Genomic DNA, 8,631 nt, shown 5'->3' on the forward strand with positions numbered 1-8,631 from the left:
GCTGGGGCGCCCCCTGTCTGGGTTCTGGGGTTTTGGGGGGGGGGGCCCCCCCTCCCAACCCCGCCGCGCCCCCACGCCATCATGAGCGCGATTCCTCCGGAGAAGGCCGGGGTGGGAGCCGGGATCAACGGCACGCTCGCGGAGTTCGGGAACGGGTTGGGGGTGGCCGTGCTGGGCGCGGTGCTGAGCTCTTCGGTGGCCTCGGGGAAGTCGTTGTCGGCCGGGTTGGGGGCGGGACAGTTGGTGGGGGCCGCCGCTGTCGTTGCCGGGGGGTTCGTGGCCGCGGGGCTTCTCAGGAAGGCGGAGAAGAATGTCGCCTGAGGGGGAGGGGGTACATGTCCAGCGGCGAGTGCGGGTTCGTTGTGGCTGGTCGCGCCCACGCGGCGGAGCCGCATATCGGGCACAGCCCCGCGCCCCTGAAGGGGCGCTGGAGTTCTAGCATCTTGAGAAGTGATCGTGGAGGAGGGTGTCGCTCATGGCGCGGGCCAGTGTGTGGCTTGAGGCAAAAGACCGCCGCGGCGGGCGTAGTGCTCAGCCGTCCGGGCTCGACCGGGCCCGCATCACCTCCGCCACCGTCCGGCTCCTCGACTCCGACGGGCTCGACAAGTTCTCCATGCGGCGGCTGGCGGCCGAGCTCAACGTGACCGCGATGTCCGTGTACTGGTACGTCGACACCAAGGACGACCTGCTCGAACTCGCCCTCGACGCGGCCTTCGGCGAGCTGTCCCTGCCCGATGCCGCCGCCGGCGACTGGCGGGAGCAACTGCGGGCGCTGGCCACGGAGTACCGCGCCCTGCTGGTCCGCCACCCCTGGCTCTCCCCGCTGGCCGGCCGCTACCTCAACATCGGCCCCCACTCGCTCGCCTTCTCCCGGGTGGTCCAGCAGGTGGTCCGCCGCGCCGGCCTGCCCGCACACGGCGTGACCGGCGCGATCTCGGCCGTCTTCCAGTTCGTCTACGGCTACGGCACGATCGAGGGCCACTTCGCCGAGCGCGTGGCAGCGGCCGGCATGACCCAGGACGAGTACTTCAACACCGCGATGGACGCCGTGACGGAGGTCCCGGACACGGCGAGGATCATCGAGGAGTCCAGGGACCTCATGGCGGCAAGGGGCGGCGACACGGTCGCCGAGATGCTGGACAGGGACTTCACGTTCGCGCTGGACCTGCTGATCGCTGGAATCGAGGCCAAGGTGCAGCGCCCCTGAAAGGGGCGCGGAGAACTGCGCGACCAGCCACACACAACCCGCAGCCGCGCACTCACCGCACCCCCACCCCATTGGGCGACCGGCCCACCCCTCTAGGCGTCAGGCGAAGCCAGTCGCGCCGGAAACCCCCCGGTCGCCACCGGCCCCCACTTCTCCGGCGTCACCCGAATGATCGACTTCCCCTGCTTCACCATCGCCGCCCGGTACTCGTCCCAGTCCGGATGCTCCCCGGCGATGTTCCGGTAGTACTCCACGAGCGGCTCCACCGACTCCGGCGCGTCAAGAACCTCGGCCCGCCCGTCCACCTGCACCCACGGCCCGTTCCAGTCGTCGCTGAGGACGATCACGCTGACCCGCTCGTCCCGCTTCGCGTTCCGCGTCTTCGCCCGCTCGGGGTACGTGGAGGCGACGATGCGCCCGGAGTCGTCGACCCCGCAGGTCAGCGGCGACCCCTGCGGGCTGCCGTCGGCGCGCCGGGTGAGCAGGATCGCGCGGTGGCGGGGTCGTACGAAGTCCAGCAGTTCGTCGAGGGAGACGGCGGTGTTCGTCGCGATGTTCGGTGCCATGGCGTCAGCCTAGGGCCGCGGGGCCCGCTCAGCCTGTCCCTGCCGGGCTCATGTTCACGCCTGCGGCAGCGACTCGCCCTGCACCGCCTGGATCTCCAGCTCGATCTTGAGGGTCGTGCCGATCGCGGCGATGCCCGCCTGCACCACCTGGTTGTAGTTCATGGCGAAGTCCTCGCGGTGCAGCTCCGTCGTCGCGCGGAACGCGGCGCGCGTGCCGCCCCACGGGTCGGCGCCGGTGCCGAGGTAGGAGAGGGTGAGGTCGACGGGTCGTACGACACCGTGCAGCGAGAGCTCGCCGTGGACCGTCCAGCGGTCGGAGCCGGCCGCCGTGAGGCCCGTCGAGAAGTAGGTGATCTCGGGGTGGCGTTCGACGTCCAGGAAGTCGGCGGAGCGCAGGTGGGTGTCGCGCATGCCGTTGCCGGTGTCGATGGAGGCGGCACGGATGACCGCCTGGACCCGGGACTTGGCGACGTCGTCGGGGGCGATCTCGATGGCGGCGGAGAAGTCGGTGAAGCGGCCGCGGACGCTGGAGATGCCCAGGTGCTGGGCGACCGCGCCCACGGTGGAGTGCGCCGGGTCCACCGTCCACGGGCCCGGCGGGGGCAGCTCGGTGCCGCCCTGCCGCGCCAGCGTGACCGTGCCGACCTCGGCGCGCCCGCTCGCGGTGACGATGGCGCTGGCGGCGGCGGGCGCGTAGCCCACGGCCGTCACGATGACGGTGTACGCCCCGGGCGCGAGCGGGTTCGGGTCCCGTACCGTGCCCTCGTGGTCGGCCTCGGCGCGCAGCACCTGTGTGCCGGTCATGTCGGTCACCGTGACGACCGCGTGCGACACGGCCCATCCGTCCCGGGTGCGGATCCTCGCGGTCAGTCCCATCCCGTTTCTCCCTGCGAACACTCAGACACTCGGACATTCATCCAGTCCGACGGTCAAACAATTACAAATTGGCCTTATGGGACCGGCCCGTGGCGGGCGCCTCCTCGTGGGCGCGCCCGCCACGGGCCGGAGTGCGAACTACTCGCCCGGGTGGGAGAGTTCGATGTCGTGGCCGTCGACACCGGCGCCGGTGACGTTCAGGGCCGTTGCGACCGGCGGGTAGCCCGTCGCGATCACGGTGTAGTCGCCGCCGCCCAGGTCGGCGAAGGCGTACGCGCCGTCCACGCCGGTGGTGGACGTGCCGACCACGTTGCCCGCCGCGTCCACGAGGGTCACGCGGGCGTCCGCCAGCGGGCCGTGCGGGGCCCGTACGACACCCTGGAGCTGGGCACCGGCGTCCAGGTCGACCTCGATCCGGGTGACCCCGGTGCCGCCGATCTCGACCGGGACCGCGCGGGGCCGGTAGCCGGCCGCGTTCACCGCGACCGTGACGACACCCGGCACCAGCTCGCCGAAGCGGAAGTCGCCCTGCTCACCGGTGGCCGCGGTGGCCAGCAGGTCGCCGCGCACGTCGGTGACGATCACCATGGCGTCCTTCACGGGGAGCGCGCTGCCGGCGCCGCGGACGATGCCGCTCAGGCCGCTGGTGCCGCTCAGCAAAATGTCATATGGCACCGGCTCCTCGCCCACCACGACCGTCGCGGCCTGCGGCTGGTAGCCGTCGGCGGAGGCGATCAGCACGTACGAGCCCGCGCCGGGCGCGTCCAGCCGGTAGGAACCGTCGAAGCCCGCGACCGAGCGGCCCAGCTGACGGCCGGACAGCGAGATGAGGGTGACCGCGGCCTGCGCGACCGGGGCGCTCTCGGCACCGCGCACGAAACCGTGCACCGGGGTGCCGGCGGAGCCCGCCGACTGCTCGGGGACGGCGATGGTGGCCACGGCGGCGAACTGCCGGGTGGCTTCCGGCGCGGTCTCCGTGGTGCTGCTCACGACCGGGGCGGCCCAGCTGGGGACCTGCTGCTCCCCGGCGGGAGCCGGTACCGGGGCGGCGACGGCGGCGGGCACGGTCTCGGGGCTGCCCGTGGTCTCCGACTCGGCGGCCTGGGCGAGCCCGCCCTTGGTCTTCAGCGGGACCTCCTTGATGAACAGGGTGATCAGGAACGCGAGGGCGGCGAGGCAGCCGGCGATCAGGAAGACGTCGGCGATGGCGTGGCCGTAGGCGCTCTCCACGAGGGTGCGGATCGGGGCCGGGTACTTGCTCAGGTCCGGGATGCTGTCGGTGGACGAGCTGGAACCGGCCAGGGCGGCCTGGTACTTGGGGGAGAGGGAGGCGATGCCGTCCGTGATGTAGTGCGTGATCCGGTTGGCCATCACCGCGCCCAGCGCCGAGACGCCGACCGCACCGCCCAGGGAGCGGAAGAAGGTGACCGTGGAGCTGGCCGAGCCGAGGTCGCTCGGGGCGACCTGGTTCTGCGTGCAGAGCACCAGGTTCTGCATCATCATGCCGATGCCGAGACCCAGCAGCGCCATGAAGATCGACATCTTCCAGTACGCCGTGTCGTAGCGGATGGTCCCGAGCAGGCCCAGGCCCGCCGTCACCAGCACGCCACCGCTGACCAGCCAGGCCTTCCAGCGGCCGGTGCGGGTGATGAACTGCCCCGAGACGGTGGAGGAGATGAACAGACCGCCGATCATCGGGATCGTCATCACACCGGACATCGTCGGGGACTTGTCGCGGGCCAGCTGGAAGTACTGGCTGAAGAAGACCGTGCCGGTGAACATCGCGACACCGACGAACAGGGACGCCAGCGAGGCCAGGGTGATGGTGCGGTTGCGGAACAGCCGCAGCGGGATGATCGGCTCCTTGGCCTTCGACTCGACGAGCACGAAGATCAGACCGAGGACGATCGAACCGCCGATCATGGCGTACGTCTGCCAGGAGATCCAGTCGTACTTGTCACCGGCGAAGGTGACCCAGACCAGCAGCAGCGAGACGGCGGCGGCGACGAAGAACGCGCCCGCCCAGTCGACCTTGACGTCCCGCTTCACGACCGGCAGGTGCAGGGTCTTCTGCAGCACGATCAGCGCGAGGACGGCGAAGGGGACGCCGACGTAGAAGCACCAGCGCCAGCCCAGCCACGAGGTGTCGGTGATGACACCGCCGAGCAGCGGGCCGCCGACGGTGGCGACGGCGAAGGTCGCGCCCAGGTAGCCGGAGTAACGGCCGCGCTCGCGCGGCGAGATCATCGCGGCCATGACGATCTGGGCGAGGGCGGACAGACCGCCGACACCGATGCCCTGGACGACACGGCAGGCGATCAGCATGCCGGCGTTCTGCGACAGACCGGCTGCCGCGGACCCCAGGACGTAGATGACCAGGGCTATCTGGACGAGCGCCTTCTTGCTGTACAGGTCGGAGAGCTTGCCCCACAGCGGAGTGGTCGCGGTCATGGCCAGCAGCGAGGCGGTGACGACCCAGGTGTAGGCGGACTGGCCGCCGCCGAGGTCGCTGATGATGTGCGGCAGGGCGTTGGTGACGATCGTGGACGACAGGATCGCCACGAACATGCCGAGCAGGAGGCCGGAGATGGCCTCCATGATCTGCCGGTGGGACATCGGGGCCTGCTCGACGGAGCTGCCGGAGCCGCCTCCCCCGTGCTTGGCGTGAGCCCGCACACCGGCTGGTGTGGTCGTTGCCATGAGCTTCCTTTTCTTACGTCTTATGCGGGTGTACGGGTGGTCGTCGGTTCGAGTACGGGCGTGGGGGCGCGGGCGGCGGAGGCGACCGTGGCCTTGTCCATGGCTTTGGCCATGGCCTCGGCCGTGGCCTTCGGGGTGCCCGGGGCGGGCGCCGTGCCGGCGGCGGGCCGGGGGTGCGGGGCCGTGGCCCGGCAGTCGCCGAAGCTGTCCCGGAGCCGGGTCATCAGCCGGATCAGCTGGTCGACCTCCTCGTCGCTCCAGTCGCCGAGCCGCTCGGCGAGCAACTCGGTGCTGCGCCGGGACAGGTCCACGAGGGTCGCCTCGCCCGCGGGGGTGAGGTGCAGGATGCGGGAGCGCTTGTCCGCCGGGTCGGCGGAGCGCTCGATCCAGCCGCGCTCGGCGACGTGCGCCACGTGCCGGCTGGTCACGGACATGTCCACGGCGAGCAGCTCGGCGAGCTTGCTCATGCGCATGGAGCCGTAGCGGCCGAGCAGTGTCAGCACGGCCGCGGAGCCGGTAGGGCACTCGGGCGGCAGAATGCGCCCCAGGTCCCGCTTCACGGCTCCTACGGCGCTGAGCTGACGCGCCAGCTCCTCGAACTGCACCTGCCTCGCCATCAAACACCTCCTCACGACCGTATTCGTTGCTTGGGGCAACCATAGAACTGCTTGGTTGCCGCAGGCAAATAAATCGGCGAGGTCGGGCATAAAAACTTGGCAAAGGCAAGTATTGCGGACGTAAACACGCAGGTGGGGTCGCTTGTGTCCACGGGAGGCCCCCCACTTGGGCGACATCCCCGGATTCGCTAGTGTCTCGGGCCATGGCTAACACCGAGGGCCCCCAGGGCAACTACGACCCCGCCGGCAGCACCCAGATGTTCCGCGCGTTCGTCGACGAGGCCCCGCAGACCTCCCAGCAGACGACGTCCACCTACGCCGCCTCCTCCGGCCCCCGCCTCGGCCTGATCCTCGGCGTCGTCGCCGTGGTGGTCGTGGTGGCGGCGGTGGCCTGGCTCGCGCTCATGTAGTACGGCTGCCCGGCGGCCGATCCGGCGGTCGTGGCAGCGGTACGACGAGGAACCCGGGGTCGCGTGCCCCGGGCTTTCGTCATGCTCAGCTCCAGTCGACCGTCACGACCCGGGTCTCGATGTGCATGCCCAGGGGCACCCGCCAGTCGTCCACACAGACCGTCCAGGTCCTGGCTGTACGGGAGCCGGGGGCGATCGGGGCCGGCAGGGGCTCCGTCGACCTGATCGTCGACCAGTCGATGCCGAGCAGGTCGATGATGTGCGTGCCGAGGGTGACCGTGCCGGAACGGACCGCCGTACCGCCGGAGTTGGCGAAGGCGACGGTCACCTTCTCGCACCACCGCTTGTCCGTGGCCTCGCGGGTGGGGGTGCTCCAGGAGAGGGCGGCGGGTGCGGGGGAGGCCGAAGAGCTGCCGGGCCGCGGTGAGTCGGGCGACGCCGGGGCGGAGGCCGGTGGCCGGGTGCCGTTGCGGCGGGGAGACGAAGTCGCCGAGCCGGGAGCGGGGTCGGCCGTGCCGCTCGGTCCGTCGGACCCGGAGGCCGCGCCCGCCGACTCGCCGGTCGCCGTACCCGGCCCGGTCGCCGTACCGCCGCCCGTGCCCTTCGCCCCGTCCAGCGGGACCAGCGTCACCGACCCCGTCGGTCGCGCCGCCGGCGTCGCTGCCGTGCCGCCCGCCGCTCCTACGGCCGTATAGCCGCCGCCTGTGCCGCCTGCGCACGCCGTGAGTGCCGAGGCCAGGCAGACGGCGGCCGCCGATGCCGCCGTTACGGCGCCTCGGCGGCCACCTGATGTGATCGGTGCCTGCGGAGTCCTCGGTGCCCTCGGTGTCCTACGGAGAAGCATCGCGCCAGTGTGGCTGACACTCCGTCAGTAAGGAACCCGCAGGCGCGACTTCAGTCCGAGATCAGGCCTTCGCGGAGCTGGGCCAGGGTGCGGGTCAGCAGGCGGGAGACGTGCATCTGCGAGATGCCGACCTCCTCGCCGATCTGGGACTGGGTCATGTTCGCGAAGAAGCGGAGCATGATGATCCGGCGCTCGCGCGGCGGGAGCTTGGCGAGCAGCGGCTTGAGCGACTCGCGGTACTCGACGCCCTCCAGGGCCGTGTCCTCGTAGCCGAGGCGGTCGGCCAGTGAGCCCTCGCCGCCGTCGTCCTCGGGGGCCGGGGAGTCGAGGGAGGAGGCGGTGTACGCGTTGCCCACGGCGAGGCCGTCGACCACGTCCTCCTCGGAGACGCCCAGGACGGCCGCCAGCTCCGTCACCGTCGGGGAGCGGTCCAGCTTCTGGGAGAGCTCGTCGCTGGCCTTGGTGAGGGCCAGGCGCAGCTCCTGCAGGCGGCGCGGGACGCGCACCGACCAGGAGGTGTCACGGAAGAAGCGCTTGATCTCGCCCACGACCGTCGGCATCGCGAACGTCGGGAACTCCACGCCCCGTTCGCAGTCGAAGCGGTCGATCGCCTTGATCAGGCCGATGGTGCCGACCTGGACGATGTCCTCCATCGGCTCGTTGCGGCTGCGGAAGCGGGCCGCCGCGTAGCGCACGAGGGGGAGGTTGAGTTCGATCAGGGTGTCCCGGACGTAGGCACGCTCGGGGCTGTCCTCGTCGAGTGCGGCAAGGCGCAGGAACAGGGAGCGGGACAGGGTGCGGGTGTCGAGGTTCTCCGAGACCACCGGGACTTCCGGGGTCGGAGGAGCCTCCAGCGCCGGGGCGCCTTGGATCGCGCCTTCGATGCTGTCGAGCACGTCGATGGCGTCGAGCTCCTTGGGCGCTGCCTCGCTTTTCGTGGGCATGAGCACCTTCGAGCTGCCCTGGTCTGCGGACATGCCACCCCCTTTGGGTCGCGGGACGGTCGCGGCGGCGTTCCCTGCTAGGAACGATGCCTTCACCTGAATACCGGAGCCGGAGCCTCGGCAAACGCGCTTCCGGCAGAATGTCACATGTCGGCAACACGCTGTAGTGACATGTCGACATGAGGGGCGTGAATCCGCCCTGGATGAAGGGGGTCTGACGCTTTTTCGACCCTCAACTGTCGGGAAGTGCCCTGGTGAGCGATTCGCTCTCGCCGGTGATGGCTCGATCCTTTTTGCGGTTACGGCCGCACCAAGTCGCCCGGGGCGGGTCTCGGACCGGTAACGGGCCCGGCGGCGGGGGCCCGGACAGGCCCTAGAAGGCTCATGAAGATCTTGGGTTCTGGCCCTGCCGCGTCAGCGGCAGGGCCAGACTCGTCAGGTGGCGATGGGTGAGTGGGTCGGCGAGA

Annotated in this window: 8 protein-coding genes and 1 pseudogene; 3 read left to right on the forward strand and 6 right to left on the reverse strand. The window is 70.7% G+C overall.

Annotation, left to right across the window (positions count from 1 at the left end; genetic code table 11):
• Positions 1–321, forward strand: a pseudogene (locus tag ACFWPS_RS31020) (hypothetical protein); the annotation flags it as partial.
• A 154-nt stretch (positions 322–475) separates the two neighbouring features.
• Positions 476–1,207 (forward strand): TetR/AcrR family transcriptional regulator, encoded by a 732-nt coding sequence (locus tag ACFWPS_RS31025; RefSeq protein ID WP_383710828.1) that lies wholly within the window; start codon positions 476–478, stop codon positions 1,205–1,207.
• 92 nt (positions 1,208–1,299) lie between these two features.
• On the opposite strand, the gene ACFWPS_RS31030 is transcribed toward ACFWPS_RS31025, so the two are convergent.
• From ACFWPS_RS31030 to ACFWPS_RS31045, 4 genes are all read right to left on the reverse strand, one after another.
• Positions 1,300–1,773 carry a PPOX class F420-dependent oxidoreductase gene (locus ACFWPS_RS31030; RefSeq protein ID WP_189262753.1) on the reverse strand — a complete coding sequence of 158 codons (474 nt, stop codon included), beginning with the start codon at positions 1,771–1,773 and terminating at the stop codon, positions 1,300–1,302.
• A 54-nt stretch (positions 1,774–1,827) separates the two neighbouring features.
• Positions 1,828–2,649: a YceI family protein gene (locus tag ACFWPS_RS31035; protein ID WP_383710831.1), complete on the reverse strand. Its 822-nt coding sequence runs from the start codon at positions 2,647–2,649 to the stop codon at positions 1,828–1,830.
• A 138-nt stretch (positions 2,650–2,787) separates the two neighbouring features.
• Positions 2,788–5,349, reverse strand: coding sequence for an MFS transporter (locus ACFWPS_RS31040; protein WP_383710834.1), 2,562 nt, complete (start codon positions 5,347–5,349; stop codon positions 2,788–2,790).
• Positions 5,350–5,369: 20 nt separating this feature from the next.
• Positions 5,370–5,966, reverse strand: coding sequence for a MarR family transcriptional regulator (locus ACFWPS_RS31045; protein WP_383710836.1), 597 nt, complete (start codon positions 5,964–5,966; stop codon positions 5,370–5,372).
• Between the two features lie 203 nt (positions 5,967–6,169).
• Here ACFWPS_RS31045 and ACFWPS_RS31050 point away from each other — a divergent pair, with 203 nt between their 5' ends.
• The gene (locus ACFWPS_RS31050; RefSeq protein ID WP_383710839.1) at positions 6,170–6,376 is read left to right on the forward strand and encodes a hypothetical protein; all 207 of its coding nucleotides are present in this window, start codon (positions 6,170–6,172) and stop codon (positions 6,374–6,376) included.
• 85 nt (positions 6,377–6,461) lie between these two features.
• Here ACFWPS_RS31050 and ACFWPS_RS31055 read toward each other — a convergent pair whose 3' ends face one another.
• Together ACFWPS_RS31055 and ACFWPS_RS31060 are read right to left on the reverse strand one after the other, a co-directional pair.
• On the reverse strand, positions 6,462–7,007 hold the full coding sequence (locus ACFWPS_RS31055; protein WP_383710841.1) for a hypothetical protein: 546 nt from the start codon (positions 7,005–7,007) through the stop codon (positions 6,462–6,464).
• A gap of 263 nt (positions 7,008–7,270) precedes the next feature.
• Positions 7,271–8,197, reverse strand: coding sequence for an RNA polymerase sigma factor SigF (locus tag ACFWPS_RS31060; RefSeq protein ID WP_383710843.1), 927 nt, complete (start codon positions 8,195–8,197; stop codon positions 7,271–7,273).
• Positions 8,198–8,631 lie beyond the last annotated feature (434 nt).

Source organism: Streptomyces sp. NPDC058457 (assembly GCF_042720695.1).
Taxonomy (GTDB): domain Bacteria; phylum Actinomycetota; class Actinomycetes; order Streptomycetales; family Streptomycetaceae; genus Streptomyces.

Excerpts from the sequence above, each read along its gene's own strand:
- ACFWPS_RS31040 (WP_383710834.1), bottom strand. The coding sequence starts at position 5,349 with ATGGCAACGACCACACCAGCCGGTGTGCGGGCTCACGCCAAGCACGGG.
- ACFWPS_RS31030 (WP_189262753.1), bottom strand. The coding sequence starts at position 1,773 with ATGGCACCGAACATCGCGACGAACACCGCCGTCTCCCTCGACGAACTG.
- ACFWPS_RS31035 (WP_383710831.1), bottom strand. The coding sequence starts at position 2,649 with ATGGGACTGACCGCGAGGATCCGCACCCGGGACGGATGGGCCGTGTCG.
- ACFWPS_RS31045 (WP_383710836.1), bottom strand. The coding sequence starts at position 5,966 with ATGGCGAGGCAGGTGCAGTTCGAGGAGCTGGCGCGTCAGCTCAGCGCC.
- ACFWPS_RS31060 (WP_383710843.1), bottom strand. The coding sequence starts at position 8,197 with ATGTCCGCAGACCAGGGCAGCTCGAAGGTGCTCATGCCCACGAAAAGC.
- ACFWPS_RS31050 (WP_383710839.1), top strand. The coding sequence starts at position 6,170 with ATGGCTAACACCGAGGGCCCCCAGGGCAACTACGACCCCGCCGGCAGC.
- ACFWPS_RS31025 (WP_383710828.1), top strand. The coding sequence starts at position 476 with ATGGCGCGGGCCAGTGTGTGGCTTGAGGCAAAAGACCGCCGCGGCGGG.